This window comes from Arthrobacter sp. GW822-FHT05G07 (genome assembly GCF_058799755.1).
Window position 1 is genome coordinate 163,843 of the sequence record NZ_JBXALT010000004.1, and the last position, 15,768, is coordinate 179,610.

The 15,768-nt window shown below is 64.1% G+C and carries 16 protein-coding genes and 1 riboswitch; of the genes, 11 read left to right on the top strand and 5 right to left on the bottom strand.

What is annotated here, in order from left to right:
- Positions 1-152: 152 nt before the first annotated feature.
- A complete protein-coding gene (locus AC1RJY_RS08065; RefSeq protein ID WP_014922822.1) occupies positions 153-758 on the bottom strand; it encodes a phosphoribosylanthranilate isomerase in 606 nt (201 codons plus the stop codon).
- Positions 759-855: 97 nt separating this feature from the next.
- Between AC1RJY_RS08065 and AC1RJY_RS08070 the strand changes: the two genes are divergently transcribed.
- From AC1RJY_RS08070 to AC1RJY_RS08090, 5 genes are all read left to right on the top strand, one after another.
- A complete protein-coding gene (locus tag AC1RJY_RS08070) occupies positions 856-1,500 on the top strand; it encodes a HutD/Ves family protein (protein WP_210065838.1) in 645 nt (214 codons plus the stop codon).
- Between the two features lie 57 nt (positions 1,501-1,557).
- Positions 1,558-1,623: riboswitch (guanidine-III (ykkC-III) riboswitch) on the top strand.
- Between the two features lie 9 nt (positions 1,624-1,632).
- Positions 1,633-1,947 carry a DMT family transporter gene (locus AC1RJY_RS08075; RefSeq protein ID WP_011776163.1) on the top strand — a complete coding sequence of 105 codons (315 nt, stop codon included), beginning with the start codon at positions 1,633-1,635 and terminating at the stop codon, positions 1,945-1,947.
- Between the two features lie 2 nt (positions 1,948-1,949).
- Positions 1,950-2,318: a DMT family transporter gene (locus AC1RJY_RS08080; RefSeq protein WP_286176436.1), complete on the top strand. Its 369-nt coding sequence runs from the start codon at positions 1,950-1,952 to the stop codon at positions 2,316-2,318.
- A gap of 206 nt (positions 2,319-2,524) precedes the next feature.
- Positions 2,525-3,529 (top strand): aldo/keto reductase, encoded by a 1,005-nt coding sequence (locus tag AC1RJY_RS08085; RefSeq protein WP_498602076.1) that lies wholly within the window; start codon positions 2,525-2,527, stop codon positions 3,527-3,529.
- A 4-nt stretch (positions 3,530-3,533) separates the two neighbouring features.
- Positions 3,534-4,184 (top strand): MBL fold metallo-hydrolase, encoded by a 651-nt coding sequence (locus AC1RJY_RS08090; RefSeq protein WP_014922827.1) that lies wholly within the window; start codon positions 3,534-3,536, stop codon positions 4,182-4,184.
- Positions 4,185-4,252: 68 nt separating this feature from the next.
- Here AC1RJY_RS08090 and AC1RJY_RS08095 read toward each other — a convergent pair whose 3' ends face one another.
- Complete coding sequence (locus AC1RJY_RS08095) at positions 4,253-5,974, bottom strand: DEAD/DEAH box helicase (protein ID WP_498602077.1); 1,722 nt, start codon at positions 5,972-5,974, stop codon at positions 4,253-4,255.
- A gap of 496 nt (positions 5,975-6,470) precedes the next feature.
- Entirely contained in the window at positions 6,471-7,862 is a 1,392-nt protein-coding gene (locus tag AC1RJY_RS08100) for an MFS transporter (protein ID WP_498602078.1), read from the bottom strand.
- Between AC1RJY_RS08100 and soxR the strand changes: the two genes are divergently transcribed.
- Together soxR and AC1RJY_RS08110 are read left to right on the top strand one after the other, a co-directional pair.
- Positions 7,861-8,385: a redox-sensitive transcriptional activator SoxR gene (gene soxR, locus AC1RJY_RS08105; RefSeq protein ID WP_011776169.1), complete on the top strand. Its 525-nt coding sequence runs from the start codon at positions 7,861-7,863 to the stop codon at positions 8,383-8,385. The two genes, AC1RJY_RS08100 and soxR, sit on opposite strands and share 2 nt — an antisense overlap.
- A gap of 45 nt (positions 8,386-8,430) precedes the next feature.
- Complete coding sequence (locus tag AC1RJY_RS08110) at positions 8,431-9,144, top strand: SAM-dependent methyltransferase (RefSeq protein WP_374100554.1); 714 nt, start codon at positions 8,431-8,433, stop codon at positions 9,142-9,144.
- Here the strand turns inward: AC1RJY_RS08110 and AC1RJY_RS08115 are convergent.
- A complete protein-coding gene (locus tag AC1RJY_RS08115) occupies positions 9,141-10,178 on the bottom strand; it encodes an Lrp/AsnC family transcriptional regulator (protein WP_498602079.1) in 1,038 nt (345 codons plus the stop codon). The genes AC1RJY_RS08110 and AC1RJY_RS08115 overlap by 4 nt on opposite strands.
- A 141-nt stretch (positions 10,179-10,319) precedes the next feature.
- Here AC1RJY_RS08115 and AC1RJY_RS08120 point away from each other — a divergent pair, with 141 nt between their 5' ends.
- Positions 10,320-11,537 (top strand): M20 metallopeptidase family protein, encoded by a 1,218-nt coding sequence (locus AC1RJY_RS08120; protein WP_014922831.1) that lies wholly within the window; start codon positions 10,320-10,322, stop codon positions 11,535-11,537.
- A 35-nt stretch (positions 11,538-11,572) separates the two neighbouring features.
- Positions 11,573-12,865 (top strand): MFS transporter, encoded by a 1,293-nt coding sequence (locus tag AC1RJY_RS08125; protein WP_011776173.1) that lies wholly within the window; start codon positions 11,573-11,575, stop codon positions 12,863-12,865.
- A 76-nt stretch (positions 12,866-12,941) separates the two neighbouring features.
- Here the strand turns inward: AC1RJY_RS08125 and AC1RJY_RS08130 are convergent, their stop codons facing one another.
- Positions 12,942-14,204 (bottom strand): CynX/NimT family MFS transporter, encoded by a 1,263-nt coding sequence (locus AC1RJY_RS08130; RefSeq protein ID WP_498602178.1) that lies wholly within the window; start codon positions 14,202-14,204, stop codon positions 12,942-12,944.
- Positions 14,205-14,355: 151 nt separating this feature from the next.
- Between AC1RJY_RS08130 and AC1RJY_RS08135 the strand changes: the two genes are divergently transcribed.
- Both AC1RJY_RS08135 and trmB read left to right on the top strand, forming a co-directional pair.
- The gene (locus tag AC1RJY_RS08135) at positions 14,356-14,769 is read left to right on the top strand and encodes a hypothetical protein (RefSeq protein ID WP_498602080.1); all 414 of its coding nucleotides are present in this window, start codon (positions 14,356-14,358) and stop codon (positions 14,767-14,769) included.
- Positions 14,770-14,846: 77 nt separating this feature from the next.
- Positions 14,847-15,752, top strand: a complete 906-nt coding sequence (gene trmB, locus AC1RJY_RS08140; protein ID WP_011776176.1) for a tRNA (guanosine(46)-N7)-methyltransferase TrmB — start codon at positions 14,847-14,849, stop codon at positions 15,750-15,752.
- The last annotated feature ends 16 nt before the right edge of the window (positions 15,753-15,768 follow it).

The following is a 15,768-nucleotide window of genomic DNA, read 5'->3' on the forward strand; positions in this document are numbered from 1 at the left end:
AGTCAGACGCTCTCTCACTAAATCGGGGCTTGAAGCCATCGCTCTCTCACGTCATCACCGGTTAGACCGAGGGAAGTGAGAGAGCGTCCACGCCAAACCCGAGGGAAGTGAGAGAGCGTCCACGCCAAACCCGAGGGAAGTGAGAGAGCGTCCTAGAGGCCAGCGGCTTTGGCGGCTTGGACGAAGGCGCGGATCTTGGCCAGGTCCTTCACCCCGCGGGATGCCTCGACGCCCGAGGACACGTCCACGCCCCAAGCACCTGCGGCAGTTGCAGCGAAGGCCACGTTGCCGGGTTCCAGTCCTCCTGCGAGCAGCCATTCCCGGCCGTCGAGCCCCTTCGCCCGCACGGAGGCGTAGTCCCAAGCCTCCCCCGAGCCCGGTATTGCTGCATCGATCAGGAAAATTTCTTCGCCCATGTCCGCGAACTCGTCCTGGGAGGCACCCATGGTGACGGCGCGGATGAGCCGCATCCCGGCGTCGTGCACTGTTGTGACGTCCTCGGCAGTCCGGTGACCGTGCAGCTGCACCCATTCGAGCCCGGCGGCGCGTGCAGTAGCCACAGCATCAGCGGCATCCTCGTGCCGGAAAACGCCCACGGCGTGAACTCCCTCCGGCACCAGCGGCAGCAAAATTCGCACCTGATCCGGGCTGACTTGGCGGGGGCTGGAGGTGAGCACGAAACCGACCGCGTCAGCACCGGCGTCCACCGCTTCACGCACGGATTCCGGCGTGCTCAAGCCACACACTTTGACGAACATACCCGCGCCTCCAGGCGTAGTCTCAACGTTTTCCACATATGACGTTAGCAAGCCGCATTGCCAGCGCAGAAGCGGTGTCCACCACTAGGCTGGTCGGATGGAGATTATCCGCTTTGCCGACATCCATCCCGAACCGTGGCGCAACGGGGGCGGGGTGACGCGCGAACTCGCCAGCCACCCGAAGGCGGCCTCGGCGCAGGATGGCGCCTGGGATTGGCGCGTCAGCATCGCGGACGTTTCCAAAGCGGGCGAGTTCTCCACGTTCCCCGGGATGGAGCGCGTCATCACCATCATCGACGGCGAGCTGCTCCTCCTCACTGTGGACGGCGCGGAGCACCCCTTGGAGAAGTACCGTCCGTTCAGGTTCTCCGGTGAGGCAGCGTCATCGGCCGCTCTTCCCACCGGCGACATTCGCGATTTGAACGTCATCGCACGCACCGGCGCTTTCAAGGGCTACACGTCCATCGTTGAGATCTCCAAGAAACGCGCGCACCCGGTCTTCGAGGGCCAGCTGGCCATCCTGCTTGAGGGTAAAGCAACGGTTGCGCCCGGTGCGGTTGTGGAGAAAGAGTCCGACGGCGGCGAAGCGGCAACCAGCGAAGCAGCACCCAGCACCGGCGAACCTGTGGAGTTGTCGCGCTACGACGCCGTGGTCGGTTCGGATACCCGCAGCCCGGAAATCTCGGGTCGCGGATTTATTGCAGTGATCTCCATTGACCATGTGGAGCCCGTGCACGCCTGAGCTGGTGACGTTAACCACCAGAAGTGGCCACCCCGCGAGGGAGTTGCTAGCCTGAAATGAAGGTTCCCCTCTGGAACCTCCGGACGACGGTTCAGTACCCGGCACGCGACAAGACTGGCCAAAGGAAATGTCATGTCGTGGTTAATTCTCATTCTTTCCGGAGCACTCGAAGCCGTCTGGGCCGCAGCGCTTCACCGTTCCAAGGGCTTCCGCAAGCCCGTCCCCACCGTTGTGTTCCTGGTGTCTGTCATCGCCAGCATGGGTGGGCTCGCCATCGCGATGCAATCCATTCCTACGGGCACGGCCTACGCAGTGTGGGTTGGCGTCGGCGTCGTGCTGACGGCAACGTACGCGATGGTCACCAAAGTTGAACGTGCGACGACGGCCCGGCTCCTTCTGCTGGCCGGCATCGGCGCATGTGTGGTCGGCCTGAAGGTGGTGGCATAGCCATGACGACGAATAGCAAGAACAACGGAATCTTCTGGGTCATCCTCTTGGCTTCAGCGCTGCTCGAAGCCGTGTGGGCCACAGCTCTGGGCTTGTCCAACGGCTTTACGCAACTCATGCCCACTGTGGTTTTTGCCATCACTGCTGTGCTGAGCATGCTCGGCCTGGGTATCGCAGTAAAACGAATCCCCCTCGGCACTGCCTACGCAGTGTGGGTGGGTATCGGAGCTGCGCTGACCGTTGGTTGGGCCATGATCACGGGTGTGGAATCCGCGAGTCCGTTGAAGCTCCTGTTCATCGCGGGAATCGTGGGCTGTGCTGCCGGCCTGAAGGCGTTGCCTGCCGAGAAAGCTGTAGCCAAGGCCGAGTAGTGAACTCCTCTCCATTTCGATGGTTCCCTGCGAAACGTGCCGCGCGCCCGGCACTTCTAGCAGGGAACCCCCGAAATGGCCGGGCAAGGAGGTGCGCAGGGCAAGGGTAAGCGCAGGAGTCGGGCCCTGCAGGAATACCCTTAGCGTCCGTGGAGTTCATGCCATCAAAGGGCACTCTGGAACACCTACGCGTATTGGAGAAGTTCATGACTTCAGTTCAACTCGGCAACGGCCTCAAGGTCAGCCCACTCGGCTTCGGCGGAATGGCCCTCACCCCGGTCTACGGCGGAATCGAGCCCGAGGAAGGGTTGCAAACGCTGAGACATGCGGTGGACGCGGGCATCACCTTCATCGACACCGCAGATGTATACGGCGCGGGCAGCAACGAGGAACTCGTGGGCAGGCTCTTGAAGGAGCGCCGCGAAGAAATCCAAGTAGCCACAAAGTTTGGAATTGAGGGCAACCCCGCGGACGGGTACACGGGAGTCCGCGGGGATGCGCCCTACATCAGGCAAGCGGCGGAAGCGAGCCTCCGCCGGCTGGGCACTGACGTTATTGACCTCTACTACATGCACCGCCGTGACCTCCGCGTTCCGATAGTGGAAACCGTGGAGGCCATGGCGGAGCTGGTCCGAGAGGGCAAGGTCCGGCACCTCGGACTGTCCGAAGTGACAGCCGAGGAGCTCAGGCAGGCCAACGCTGTCCATCCCATTGCCGCGGTCCAGAGTGAATGGTCAATCTGGAGCAGGGATGTAGAGCTCAACGTTGTTCCTGCCGCCAAGGAGCTTGGCGTTGGATTCGTGCCGTATTCGCCGCTTGGCCGCGGGTTCCTCACGGGAACCGTCAGCGCGAGCGACCTTGGGGAAAATGACTTCCGCCATAAGATTCCCCGTTTTGGCGATGAGGCACTTGATGCGAACCAGGCCGTAGTGGCGGCGGTCCGCGAGGTAGCCAGCGGGCTGGATGCAACTCCGGCCCAAGTAGCCCTGGCTTGGCTGTTCACCCAAGGTCAGCGCCTCGGGATTTCTGTGGTCCCCATCCCCGGCACGCGCAAACCGCACCGGATCGACGAGAACCTGGGGGCACTGTCCCTGCAACTGGGAACAGCACAACTTGAGAAGTTCGACCAAGCTGCAGCCGCCGTCGTGGGTTCACGCTCCGCCGACCCCAACTGGGTGTCACAGGGCCGCGAAGCCGACCCCGTAGGCTGATCGCATGGATTCGCTAATTCACTCTTTGCGCGACGTCACCATCCGCAGCATCTCCGTCAGCGAGATGAACAACAACGTGTACCTGTTGACCTCAAAGTCCACGGGTGCGCAGTTGTTGATCGACGCCGCCGATAACCTTCCGGCCATTCAGCAGCTTCTCCACGACGGTGCAGCTGATTCCTCGGTCCCGACCAAACTGGCCAGGATTGCCACCACCCACCAGCACTGGGACCACGTCCGGGCGCTGCCGGAGTTGGTCGCCGTCACCGGCGCAAGCACGTCAGCAGGAACGGACGACGCCGATGCGTTGCCGGTTCCGGTGGACGTCCGGCTCGGTCACGGCGACGTGGAGCAGTTCGATGGCTTCGAGGTCACGGCAGTCCACCTGCGTGGACACACCCCGGGCTCGATCGCTTTCGTGTACCAGGATCCGGACGGGCCGGCCCACATTTTCAGTGGAGACTCGTTGTTTCCGGGAGGCGTCGGCAACACACAGAACGATCCTTCACGTTTCACTTCTCTGTTGAACGACGTGTCGGAGCGACTGTTCGACGCTTATCCGGACGAAACCCTGGTGCACCCGGGCCATGGATTGCCCACGACCCTCGGCGCCGAGCGGCCACACCTTGACGAGTGGCGCGCCCGAGGCTGGTGACTTGCGGGGCCTGCTCTGCACGCTAAACCTAAGGAATAGGGTGCAGAGCGGGCCTCACAACGCGAGACCTAGCGGCCGCGACGCTCGTTCGAGGCCGGAGCCGATGCACGACGCGGACCGCTGCGTGCCGGACGACCTGCGCCCGAGCCACCGCGACTGGAGTTGCCGGAAGCACCCGAACCGTAGGATCCGCCGGACGTAGCGCCCGTCGCGGAAGACCAAACGGCCTTGTTCCCGCCGGTGCGGGTGCTCGTGGTGGATGCCGTGCGCGGAGCCGAAGCTGAGCGCTGGCCGGTAGCCGGACGTCCGCTGCGGCCGTTCTGGCCCTGCGAGCCGGGAACGTCGTTGCGGTGAGTGGCACCCGACTTGCCGCGACCGCGTGAGCTGCGGGCGACGTCGTCGTTCATTGCTGCACGGCGATCCGCACGGTTGGTGTCCGTACGAACCGGCTCAGCCGCAACCTTTCCGCGTCCATTGCGACCGCCGCGGCCACCAGCGGTGGGAGCAGCCTGCGTGGAACGGCGTGCGCGCTTGCGCTGGGCATTGGCGCCGGTGGACGTGCCGCCACCCTGCTGGGTTTTCGCAGCGAGGAGGGCCGCACGGGTGCGGGGATCAACCTTGTCCGCGATGTCGCCCACGAGCTTTGAAACCAAGGGTGAGCTGGCCGTGACGCGCTCGAAGCTAACGTCAACGCCGGCAGCCTTCATGAGCTTCTTGACGTCGCTCTGCTGCTCGGGGAGCGTCAGGGTGACAACGGTGCCATCGGAACCGGCGCGGGCGGTACGGCCGGAGCGGTGCAGGTATGCCTTGTGCTCTGTGGGCGGGTCCACGTGGATGACGAGTTCAACGTCGTCCACGTGCACGCCACGGGCTGCGACGTCGGTGGCCACCAGGACGCGGACGTCACCGTTGGAGAACTCTGCAAGGTTGCGGTCGCGGGCGTTCTGCGACAGGTTGCCGTGAAGGTCGACGGCGGGGATGCCGGCGTCGGTGAGGGTCTTGGCAAGCTTGCGGGCGTGGTGCTTGGTCCGCATGAAGAGGACCCGGCGGCCGGCGCCTGAGGCCAGTTCAACGATGAGCTGCTTCTTGACGGTCTGGTCGTTGACCACCAGGACGTGGTGTTCCATGGTGGTGACAGCGGCCTGGGGGTCGTCCACGGAGTGCGTCAGCGGGTTGGACAGGTAACGGTTGACCAGCTTGTCAACACCGTTGTCCAGCGTCGCGGAGAAGAGCAGGCGCTGACCCTGGGTGGGGGTCATGTCCATGAGCTTCTTGACCACCGGGAGGAAGCCGAGGTCTGCCATGTGGTCTGCCTCGTCCAGCACGGTGACCTCAACGGCTTCGAGGGTCAGGATGCGCTGGCGGATCAGGTCTTCGAGGCGGCCCGGGCAGGCGATGACGATGTCGACGCCGGCGCGCAGCGCCTTTTCCTGGCGTGCCTGGGAGATGCCGCCGTAGATGACCGTGGTGTTCAGGCCCATGGCCTTGGCCAACGGCTCGATGGTGGCGTTGATCTGGGTTGCCAGTTCACGCGTCGGTGCAAGGACGAGGCCCATGGGGCGGCCCGGCTTGCGGAAGTGCTTTGCCTCGCGCTCGGCCAAGCGGGCCACAAGCGGGATAGCGAAAGCAATGGTCTTACCGGAGCCGGTGCGGCCACGGCCCAGGACATCGCGGCCTGCAAGCGTGTCCGGGAGGGTCTTCACCTGGATGGGGAATGCCTCTTCGATGCCATCTGCGGCGAGGGATTCAGCAATGGGCTTGGGCGTGCCAAGGGCAGCAAAAGTAGTCATAAACTTCATGTCTTTCGGGCGGTGTCCAGTTGCGGACATCGGCCCCCGACGCCGGTTGGGCCAGGGGTTCGCCGAGGAAAAGTCAGGTGGTCTACCGGTTCGCTTCAACAGCGGTGGCCGGGACCAAATAGAACGCGTTCATCGACGCAGGATGTGCCTCTCACATGAAAAATGCCCCGCCGCGTAGCCTTTCAGGCCACCTGCTTCAGGGCGTCACCGCACATCAAGTGTTCCTAGCTTAGCAGTGTTTCTCCTGCGGGCCCGCATCGGGTCAGGTCAGGCCCTCGTTGCTAGGCCCGCTTTGCACCCTTCCGGGCCACCAATACACGCAGAGCAGGCCTCACAACTCACACGCTCGCGTTGCGGGGCCCGATCTGCGCCCTTCCGGGCCACCAATACACGCAGAGCAGGCCTCACAACTCACACCCTCGCGTTGCGGGGCCCGATCTGCACCCTTCCGCGCGGCAATACCCTGCAGAGCAGGCCTCACAACGGGTCAGGAGTGGTGCGTGAGCTCGGGTTCAGCGCTCGAGGATTCGGGTGGCGCAATGCGCGCCGCGACCCTCGGCGCAATGACGACCCCGACGACGGCGATCACGGCCGTCAGCGCAAAGACCGCAGCGAAAGGGCTGGCAGTAAATGCAGCGAACACAAGTCCGGTGGCTGCGAGGGACAGTGCCCCGCCGAGGGAATCGGAGATGGACATGGCCGCGCTGTTGAAGCCTTGGTTTTCCTCAGTGGACAGCGCCAACGTCATCACGGAGAGCCGCGGGTACATGAGCCCCATGCCGCCACCGGCCAGGATCCAACCAACGATTGCCACGGCGGCGGGCAGCGCCAGGGCGGCCGTCACGAGCGTCGAGATCACGGCGATCAGCACCAGGGAAGCTCCGATCTTCACGGCGCGTTCGTCAGCAAAGCGGTCACCGAGCCGCCCTTGGATGGCCGACGCCCCGGCCCACGCCAGGGCAGCACCGGTCAGAGTGAGTCCCGCGAACGTGGGCGTGAACGCGTACCGCTCAGTCAGCAAATACGGCAAGTACACTTCGGCGCCGAAGAACGCAGCCGACGCCAAGCCGCGGACCAGGATCACACTGGGCAGCCCCCGCCGGGCAGTGAGGGTCCCGCGGGGAACCAATGGGCGTACCGCCACCAAAGCAATGACAAGCGCGACGACGGCAATCACCCCGCCCACGCCCGGTACCTCTGCGGACAGGTTCAGCCCCAGGACGGCAATGGCCGCGAGCGCAGCCCATCCCATGCGACCGAAGGCCCAGGGAACAGGCTCTGCAGCGGGTTCGGAATTCATCCCCCGCACAGCTGGCACCACCATCAGCACTGCCGGAACAACCAGCCCCACAACGCCGAGGAACACCCAGTGCCAGCTGCTCAGCTGGGCAACGACGCCCGCGGCGAAGGGACCCACCAAGGAAGGAACCACCCAGGATGCGGCGAATGCGGCAAAGATCTTGGGGTGCAGTGCCGGCGGGTATACGCGGGCCACCAGTACGTAGAGGGCCACGGTCATCGCGCCACCACCGAGACCTTGGACCAGCCTTCCCAGCACCAGCATTTCCATGGTTCCGGCCATTCCGGCGATCAGCAGGCCAGCCACGAACAAGGCCACGGAGGAGTACAGCGGCGCAGCCGGACCCCGACGATCTGACCAGTTCCCCGCGGCCACCATGCCCATCACGCCCGTAGCCAGTGGTCCAGCGAAGGCCAGGGCGTAGAGGCTGGCGCCGTCCAGGTCGCGGCTGACGAGCGGCATGATGGTGGTCACCGCAAGGGACTCGAACGCGCTCAGGAACACGAGTGCGCAAGCTCCCACGGTGGCAAGGAGGTATGGGCGGCGCAGTATCCCGGCCGTTGAGGTGTCAGAGGTCATGGACGTCAGCCTAGAACCTCAACTAATGTTGAGGTCAATCCACCGCTCCGGCCACCGAAAGCACTTCATGCCGCCAGTCGAAACCCACCGGCCCCTCACTATCGGTGAGCTGTCCGAGCGGAGTGGAGTGTCGGCGTCGGCCCTTCACTTTTACGAACGCAACGGGCTCATCGAAGCGGAGCGAACAGCCGGTAACCAGCGGCGATACCGGAGGGACACACTCCGGCGGGTCGCCTTCATCAAGACGTCCCAGCGGGTGGGCCTACCTCTGAAGGACATCCGCGAGGCCTTGGACTCATTGCCCGACGGTCGGACACCCACCAAGCGCGACTGGTCCAAACTGTCCCTGCGCTGGCGCAAGGAGCTGGACGAGCGGATCGCGGCTTTGCAGCATCTGCGCAACGACCTCGACGGGTGCATCGGCTGCGGCTGCCTAAGCCTGAAATCCTGCACGTTGCAGAACCCGTCAGACGAACTTGGAGCATCGGGTGCCGGGGCCCAGCGCTGGACTTTGCCGGAATAGCAACAGGCATTGCCTTTCAACGCAGCGTCACGGCACGCTTGGGTTATGACTGAACACACGCACGACGCCGGCACTCACCACCACGGTCAGCACACCCATGAAGGTGCTCAGCAGAGCGGATTGAACCTCCACGAGGACGCCGACAATGCCGTGGACATGTGGGACGGCATGTACCGCGAGCGCCCCAAGGTGTGGAGCGGAAACCCGAATCCGCAGCTGGTCGCGGAAGCCAAGGAGCTAAAGCCGGGCAAGGCGCTGGACCTGGGCTGCGGTGAGGGCGCTGACGCCATCTGGCTCGCAACACAAGGCTGGACCGTCACCGCAATGGACGTGTCCGCCGTCGCGCTTGAACGGGCAGCCGCGCATGCAGCAGAAAGCGGTGTGGACAACAGGATCACCTGGCAGCAACAGGACCTCACAGAGTGGGAGCCTGAGCCGGTCTTCGATCTGGTCTCGGCCCAGTTTCTGCACTCGCCGCTCCTGCCGTGGCGGGATTCCGTGGCATCAGCGGCGGCGGCCGTGGCACCCGGCGGAACGTTGCTGGTAGTGGGGCATCACCCGCACGGTCTCCCCTCATGGAGCCATCACCACGAGACCGGAATGTTCTTCACGCCGGAGCAGCTGGCAGGCGCTTTGCGGCTGGATCGGGAGCCGTGGTTCGTCAACGTCCTCACAGACCGGTCACGTCCTGCCTCGGGACCGAACGGCGAGTCGGGCACAACCTTGGACACAGTCTTGAGGGCTACCAAGCACGCCTAAATACCGGCTGGCAGCAGCTCTCCGTAGGGCGGCACCACTTTTCCTGTGGCGGTCGAGTCCGGGTTCAGCATCCACCCCACGCGTTTGGCCGTGTTCAGCATGACCACGCTCTCCACGAGTTCGATTCCCGGGATCCGCTGCTGGATGGTGAGCTCCATTTCCATGACGTCAGCCAGCGAGCGCAGCCACATGATCATGGTGAAGTTGGTGCGGCCCGTGGTGGATGCGGAGAAGCGGATGTTCCTGATGGCCCGCAACTCTGTGGCTGCGGCTTCGTGCTCACCTGCGGGAACGTTCGCGAACCATTGAACCGTGATGGGGAAGCCGGAGAATTGTTGGGCGATTTCGCAGCGGAAGGACAACATCCGACTACTCAGGACCCGGCCCAGTTGCCGCTGGACCGTGGCGGGGTTGCGCCCCAGGGCTCTGGCGATTTCCGCCGCTGTGGCGCGTCCGTCCCGGGCGAGGAACGGGATGATCGCCAGATGGCTCTCGGGGAGCGGGAGCACCATCGCGTCGTGGGCTGACGGGTTCGCAGATTCAGGTCCGGCCAACGCCCGGAGTGCCTGCTGCTCCGCTTTGCTGAGGACGTTGAGCCGCCACGCATATCCGCTGGTGTGAATACGGGTGCAGAGGGCTGTGTGGTACTTGGTGAGCCCGCGGATTTCCTTGAGTTTCGGCAGCACTTCGGTGCTGAACTGTCCCAGGTCCTGCGTGATCACGGTGAGCGTGAGGTCGCGGTTACTGGCAGCCTCTTCCACGGTGATGACCTCGGGAAGCTGGGCGACAGCGGAGGTGACGTCCGGCCTGAGGTGCATTTCGCAGTCGATGTCCACCATGGCCAAGCACATGTCCTTCGGATCACCCATGAGGTGGGCGGTGGTCCATGCTGCGCCGGCTCCCCTAAGGCGCTCCCATCGGGATGCCAGCGTGGTGGCGTGGACGCCCAAGACCTCTCCGGCGTCGGACCAGCTGATCCGCGGTGAAATCTGCAGGGCGTTGACCAGGCGCAAGTCTTCTTCGCTGAGCTCCATGAGCCCATTCTTCCAGAAGGGTGCATGATTCCTGCCGAAAGTTGAGTACAAATGCATATTTACAGTTGTTTAGGCGCATGTGAAGCACGTCACCCCAGAATGGCATAAGGAACACGTCACCGAGAAAGACCAGGAGAACTTATGACTATCGCCGCTGATGCCAAGGAACTGCAGGAGGACATCGTCCGCCTCCGTCACGACCTCCACCGCGAACCGGAGATCGGGCTGCAGCTCCCCCGCACCCAGGAAAAGGTGCTCAAGGCGCTGGACGGACTTCCGTACGAGATCACCTTGGGCCAGGAAACGACGTCGGTCACCGCCGTTCTGCGGGGCGGTGCCGCCCACGCTTCAGCTGAGAAGCCAGTGGTGTTGCTGCGCGCCGACATGGATGGCCTCCCTGTGCAGGAGACCACCGGTGTGGACTACACCTCGCGCGTGGATGGCGCCATGCACGCCTGCGGTCACGACCTCCACACGTCCATGCTGGCCGGCGCCGCCACCCTCCTGGCCGAACGACGTGACCAGCTGGCCGGTGACGTCATCCTCATGTTCCAGCCCGGCGAGGAGGGCTTCGACGGCGCGAGCTACATGATCAAGGAAGGCGTCCTGGATGCAGCGGGCCGCCGCGCCGACACTGCCTACGGAATGCATGTGTTCTCCTCACTTGAACCGCATGGCCAGTTCGTCACCAAACCGGGCGTCATGCTCAGTTCCTCCGACGGACTTGTCGTCACGGTGCTGGGCGCGGGGGGCCACGGCTCTGCCCCCCACTCCGCCAAAGACCCCGTCACGGCAGCTGCTGAGATGGTCACCGCACTTCAGGTCATGGTCACGCGCCAGTTCAACATGTTCGATCCCGTGGTCCTCACAGTTGGCGTCCTGCACGCAGGAACCAAGCGGAACGTCATCCCCGAGACCGCCCGGATCGAAGCCACCATCCGGACCTTCTCAGAGGAGTCGCGGCGGAAGATGATGGAAGCAGTACCCAGGCTGCTCCATGGCATCGCCGCAGCCCACGGTCTGGAGGCGGATGTGCATTACCAAGAGGAATACCCCCTCACCATCAATGATGAGGATGAGACCACTACTGCGGAGAAGGTCATCGCCGGAATGTTCGGCGAGTCCCGGCACACCCGGATGGCCACTCCCCTGGGCGGTTCCGAGGACTTCTCCCGGGTCCTCGCTGAAGTCCCAGGCACCTTCGTGGGACTCAGTGCCGTTGCCCCCGGCGCCGACCACACGACGTCGCCGTTCAACCACTCGCCTTACGCAATGTTCGACGACGGCGTGCTCACCGACGGTGCCGCGCTCTATGCCGAACTCGCCGTGTCCCGTATCGCCGCCCTCGCCGGCAAATAAACCCACTCCCAGCCCGCCCCACCTTGGAGAACCACATGACCGCCACCGTAGGAACGTCCCCCGACGTCAAGGTCCACAAATCCCACATGCGCACGCTGGTTGGCACCGGCATCGGCAACGCCGTTGAATGGTACGACTGGGCAATCTACGCCACGTTCTCGCCGTTCATCGCAAGTGCCCTGTTCAGCCAAGCCGACCCGACGTCAGCCGTGCTGTCCACCTTGGCGATCTTCGCCGTCGGGTTCGTTGCCCGGCCGTTCGGCGGGTTCGTGTTCGGCTGGATCGGTGACCGAATCGGCCGCAAAACGTCCATGACCGTGGCAGTGGCACTGGGTGCGGTGGGCAGCCTCCTCATCGGTATCGCACCGACCTTCGCTGCCGTTGGCGCCTTCGCCTCCGTGATGCTGTTGATCGCCCGGCTCATCCAGGGCCTCGCCCACGGTGGCGAGCTGCCGTCGTCGCAAACGTACTTGTCCGAGATGGCACCCAAGGAACACCGCGGCTTCTGGGCCACCCTCATCTACACCTCCGGAACCGCCGGCATCCTGGCCGGCACGCTGCTGGGGGCCATCCTCACCGCAACCCTCAGCAAGGACGACATGAGCGCTTGGGGTTGGCGCATCCCGTTCCTGATTGGTGGTGCTTTGGGTGTCTATGCCCTGTTCATGCGGGCCAAGATGAAGGAAACCGAAGCTTTCGAAGCTGAGGCTCCCAACGAGAAGCGCCTGCCCATCTGGCCGCAGATCGTGAAGTACCGCAAGCAGGCGCTGCAGGTTATCGGCCTGACCGTTGGCTTGACCGTCGTTTACTACATCTGGGGCGTGGTGGCTCCGAGCTACGCAGCAACCTCCTTGAAGATGGACCGCGGAGAAGCTCTCTGGGCAGGTGTGGTCGCCAACGTGGTGTTCATCGCAGCCCTGCCGTTCTGGGGCAAACTGTCGGACCGCATTGGCCGCAAACCTGTGATCATCGCTTCGGCTGCCGGCGCCGCACTGCTGCACTTCCCCATGACGTGGCTGCTCAAGGACTCCCCGTGGCAGCTGGCAGTGTCCATGTCCGTGATGCTGTTCTTCATCGCGGGCAGCGCTGCGATCGTCCCAGCGGTGTATGCCGAACTGTTCCCCACGCATATCCGCACCATCGGCGTCGGAGTTCCGTACTCCATCTGCGTCGCGGCGTTCGGTGGCACGGCTCCGTACCTGCAGACCTGGCTCGGCAGCATCGGGCAGGCCCAGCTGTTCAACGTGTACGCGGTAATCCTGCTGCTGGTGGGCATCGCTTTCGCCTTCTCCATCCCGGAGACGAAGGGCAAGGACCTGACCGTCTAGCTACTCCGGCTTTCGTTGCGAGGCCCGCTCTGCGCTCTTCCCTGGGTTTTTGGGATGCAGAGTGGGCCTCGCAACGTTAAACGAAGCGGTCGCGGCCGGCCCGGTATCCAAAGAACGCCGCCAGGGAACCGACCACCAGGAAAAGGATTCCGGCCGCTGCGAATCCGCCCGTTGCCTGATGCAGTTGGCCGACCATCAACGTGCCCAGCGAACCCACTCCGTAGCCGACGCCCTGCATCATTCCGGACAGGTGCGCGGCCGTGCGGGCGTCGCGCGTGCGGACCATGATCATAGTGAGGGCCACGGCGGTCAACGATCCCTGGCCCAGCCCGTTTAGCCCGGTCCATACCCAGATGAGTTCGGTGGGCCCAAAGATGGTGAGCGCGAAACCGCCGCCGGTCATCAGCGCCACCACCATATTGATGATCCGCTGATCCTTGAACCGTGTGGCCAGCGCAGGAGCAAACAGGGATCCGAGCATCTGCAGCACGATCGACACCGACACGATCAGCCCGGCCGTTCCGCCGTCGATCCCCCGGTCGCGCAGGATTGGCGCCATCCAGGCGAACACGCTGAACGACATCATGGCCTGCAGCACCATGAACATCGTCACCTGCCACGCCACGGCGGACCGCCACACGTTCACGCCGCCGTGGACTGCCTGGTGCTTCACGGAGGGTTGCCGGATTGCCAGCGGCAGGAAGAGCAAAAGTACGACGGCGGCAGGCACCGCCCAGAACCACAGCGCCGAAGTCCAGTGGCCGGTTGCCGCAAAAACCGGATAGGTGAAGCCCGCTCCGAGTGCCGCCGACGCGCAGATTGCAGTGGTGTAGAGGCCGCCCATCAGGCCCAGGCGGTGCGGGAAGTCCCTTTTGACCACGCCGGGAAGAAGGACATTGCATAAGGCGATTGCAGCACCGCAAGCGGCGGTTCCGGCGAGGAGCGCGGGCAAGTGCCCGGCTCCCGGGATCTCCACCGGCCTGAGCAGCAAACCCGCTGTGAGGACCGCCATGGCTCCGAGGAGCACCCGTTCGGCACCGAACCTGCGGGCGAGGATGGGCGCAAGCGGGGCGAAGAGGCCAAGCAAGGTGACCGGCACGGTGGTGAGGACCACCAACGACCAGCCCGGGAGGCCGGCGTCGGACGTTATTTCCGGCAGGACCGCGGAGAAGCTTGAAAAGACCGTCCGGAGATTCAGTCCAATCAGGACCAGGCAGATGCCCAAGAAGACGAGGCCCCGCTTGCCGCGGAGCTGCGTAGGGTCAGCTGCTGGTTCGTCATCGATCTCGGCATCGGCCGCAATCTCGGGCAGGACGGATTTCTCTGGGTAGCCGGGCATCTTGGAGGAGGTCACCCGTCCTATTCTGTCAGTCGCTCCTGATCCGGGTTTGTTGGGCAGGATGTGACCCTTCAACGACCTCCCGTGCAGTTATCCACATACGCGAGGTTTCCCCTGCCGACGCCGAATCGCGATCCATAACGTTGAGGGCATGAACCAAACCTCCGAACCATCCCCTGACTCGTCAACGCCCAGCACAGTGGCATCGTCCAGACCTCAGCCTGCGCAGCCTCCTGGCCTGCGAGCAGGCCTCTGGAGCTTGGCACTCGCCATAGGGGCGCCGATTGTCTTTATGATCGTCTTCCCTGTGGGAATGCTTTTCGCGTTTGGCGCTGAGTCCCCGTCTTACGCAGCCGCGTCGCAGACCATTCTCACGGTCCCCACAGCCACCTGCTGGACCGTGGCAGTGATTAGTGGTCTGAGGTGTCTCAAGCTGGCCAAACACCGCGACGCGGATGGCCAGCGCACCATCGCTTGGATGTTTGGCGCCTTCGGGCTTTGCATTGCAGGAATCGAAGTACTGGGTATGGCCGCCCTTTTCGCCCGGGAGTTCTTCATTACTTAAGACCTATGGGCACGCCTGGTGCACTCTTGGCAAGGCACAGCCGAACGACTCCGCCGAACCCAAGTATTCTGGAAAGGATGAGTGAAACCCCAGATTCCCCGCGCCCAGTCACGCCCGGCAGCCAGGCCTCCTTCGGCACGTATGGTGGCCGACCGGTCAGTTTCGTGCGCCGCGGCACCCGCCTGCAGGGGCGCCGGCAGGCCGCCTGGGAAGAGCATGCCGAGCGCTGGGCCATTCAGGTGCCACGCCACGTGGCCAACACCTCCGTCCACCCGGACTACACCTTCGACGCCGAGGCAGTGTTCGGACGCAAGGCACCCCTGATCGTAGAGATCGGTTCGGGTTTGGGTGACGCCGTGGTTCATGCGGCCGAACAGAACCCGGACAAGGACTTCCTCGCGGTGGAGGTCTACACCCCGGGATTGGCCAACACCATCATCAAGATCAACAGCCGCGGGCTGACCAACGTGCGCGTGGTGGAAGCCAACGCCCCTGAGGTCCTTGAGTCGATGCTCCCGGAGGGGTCCGTCAGCGAGCTTTGGGTGTTCTTCCCGGATCCGTGGCACAAAGCACGGCACCACAAGCGCCGGCTCATCCAGCCTGCCTTCGCTTCGGTGGCTGCCAAGGCACTCGTCAAGGGTGGCTACTGGCGCATCGCCACTGACTGGTCCAACTACGCGGTCCACGTCCGCGAAGTGCTGACAGGGTCCACAGAGTTCGAGAACATGCACGAAGGCGAGCGCAGCGGCGAGGAGAGCCCGCTGACGCAAGTGTGGCAGTCCGGCGTCGAGTCTGTTGTTGGCGGAGCGCCAGTCAGGGAAGGCCGCGCGCCAGTAAGCACCGAGCACACAGGCCCGAACGAGGGCGTTGATGAAGAAGGCGGCTGGGCTCCCCGGTTCGATGGCCGGATCCGGACAAGCTTTGAGAACAAAGCCCACGAGGCCGGGCGCATGATCTTTGACCTCACGTACCGCAAGCGTTAGCCAACGGACTTTGGGG

Coding starts and splice junctions, on each gene's coding strand:
- AC1RJY_RS08065 (WP_014922822.1), bottom strand. CDS start 758: ATGTTCGTCAAAGTGTGTGGCTTGAGCACGCCGGAATCCGTGCGTGAA.
- AC1RJY_RS08070 (WP_210065838.1), top strand. CDS start 856: ATGGAGATTATCCGCTTTGCCGACATCCATCCCGAACCGTGGCGCAAC.
- AC1RJY_RS08075 (WP_011776163.1), top strand. CDS start 1,633: ATGTCGTGGTTAATTCTCATTCTTTCCGGAGCACTCGAAGCCGTCTGG.
- AC1RJY_RS08080 (WP_286176436.1), top strand. CDS start 1,950: ATGACGACGAATAGCAAGAACAACGGAATCTTCTGGGTCATCCTCTTG.
- AC1RJY_RS08085 (WP_498602076.1), top strand. CDS start 2,525: ATGACTTCAGTTCAACTCGGCAACGGCCTCAAGGTCAGCCCACTCGGC.
- AC1RJY_RS08090 (WP_014922827.1), top strand. CDS start 3,534: ATGGATTCGCTAATTCACTCTTTGCGCGACGTCACCATCCGCAGCATC.
- AC1RJY_RS08095 (WP_498602077.1), bottom strand. CDS start 5,974: ATGACTACTTTTGCTGCCCTTGGCACGCCCAAGCCCATTGCTGAATCC.
- soxR (WP_011776169.1), top strand. CDS start 7,861: ATGGACGTCAGCCTAGAACCTCAACTAATGTTGAGGTCAATCCACCGC.
- AC1RJY_RS08100 (WP_498602078.1), bottom strand. CDS start 7,862: ATGACCTCTGACACCTCAACGGCCGGGATACTGCGCCGCCCATACCTC.
- AC1RJY_RS08110 (WP_374100554.1), top strand. CDS start 8,431: ATGACTGAACACACGCACGACGCCGGCACTCACCACCACGGTCAGCAC.
- AC1RJY_RS08115 (WP_498602079.1), bottom strand. CDS start 10,178: ATGGAGCTCAGCGAAGAAGACTTGCGCCTGGTCAACGCCCTGCAGATT.
- AC1RJY_RS08120 (WP_014922831.1), top strand. CDS start 10,320: ATGACTATCGCCGCTGATGCCAAGGAACTGCAGGAGGACATCGTCCGC.
- AC1RJY_RS08125 (WP_011776173.1), top strand. CDS start 11,573: ATGACCGCCACCGTAGGAACGTCCCCCGACGTCAAGGTCCACAAATCC.
- AC1RJY_RS08130 (WP_498602178.1), bottom strand. CDS start 14,204: ATGCCCGGCTACCCAGAGAAATCCGTCCTGCCCGAGATTGCGGCCGAT.
- AC1RJY_RS08135 (WP_498602080.1), top strand. CDS start 14,356: ATGAACCAAACCTCCGAACCATCCCCTGACTCGTCAACGCCCAGCACA.
- trmB (WP_011776176.1), top strand. CDS start 14,847: ATGAGTGAAACCCCAGATTCCCCGCGCCCAGTCACGCCCGGCAGCCAG.